This is a genomic window from Candidatus Obscuribacterales bacterium, from assembly GCA_036703605.1.
GTDB lineage: Bacteria > Cyanobacteriota > Cyanobacteriia > RECH01 > RECH01 > RECH01.
Genome location: DATNRH010000748.1, coordinates 1 through 1,251, shown reverse-complemented (window position 1 = coordinate 1,251; position 1,251 = coordinate 1). Strand labels below are relative to the sequence as shown.

Annotated in this window: 1 protein-coding gene; it reads left to right on the top strand. The window is 50.6% G+C overall.

The features are described from left to right. Window positions 1-25: 25 nt before the first annotated feature. Window positions 26-1,251 (top strand): amino acid adenylation domain-containing protein (locus V6D20_15550; protein HEY9817196.1); only part of this gene is annotated, 1,226 nt, incomplete at its 3' end.

Here is a 1,251-nt window from a genome sequence, read left to right as displayed (position 1 = left end):
TCAACCTATCACCCATCCTTTGTGTATGCTCCTGCAAACAATAGCAGAGCGTCCTCCCACTGCGATCGCCTTAGTCTGTGGCGATCGCCAACTGACCTACCAAGACCTAGATCGGCGTTCTAATCAACTAGCCTGCTATCTTCACCATACCCACCTGAATACCAATGCCCTCGTTGGCATCTATCTCGATCGCTCTATCGAGATGGTGGTGGCCATGCTCGGTATTCTCAAAGCTGGGTTGACCTATGTTCCCCTAGATCCTCACTATCCCAGCGATCGCATTCACTTTATTGCCCAAGAAACGCAACTATCGATCGTGTTAACGCACACCGATCTACGCGATCGCTTTCCCCATTTACCTGCCATTCAGTTGATGTGCCTAGACACTGATTGGGGTGCGATCGCCCAAGAGAGTCAGGAGCCCCTAGCCCTTGAGTTGAGTGCGGATCACTTGGCTTATGTCATGTATACCTCTGGCTCTACAGGCAAACCTAAAGGCGTGAAGATGCCTCGGGCTAACATTGTGCGATATATCACCGCACTACATCAACTTGTTCCAGTGCAGACCCAGGATATCTATTTACACGTTGCCTCGTTCTCTTTTTCATCGTCAGTGCGGCAACTGTTTCTGCCCCTTATGGCAGGTGCCACAGTTGTCATCGCTACTCGTGATCAAACTAAAAATCCGATCCACCTCCTGCACCTGATGCGACAGCAGCGCGTCACTATTTTTGATGGCGTTCCATCTATCTGGCGCTACGCGCTGCAAATCATCAACGAATCGGCTGAACTGCGACTGGAAGCGTCTGAACTCAACCTACGCTTCTTGATCCTCTCAGGAGAGCTAACGCCCTGCATCCTACTGCATAATCTCCGCCAGTTTTTCGGCGATCGCGTTCAGTTTTTTAATGTGTACGGGCAGACAGAAACCATTGGCAATACGGCCTACCTAGTGCCGTCTACCTTTGATCAGCAACAGGGCTATGTACCGGTCGGCTATCCATACTCCCACAACCAAGCCTATATTTTGGATGAACACCTCCATCCCGTAGTAGATGGCGAGGTAGGTGAACTCCATATGGCAGGTGGATGTTTAGCTCACGGGTACATGAACCGTGAAGATCTCACGGCAGAGAAATTTATTGACCAACCATGGGCGCATGGGCCATCTCGTCTCTTTAAAACTGGAGATCTAGCTCGTTGCTCCCCTGATGGCTGCATAGAACTTTTGGGGCGCACGGACTTTCAGGT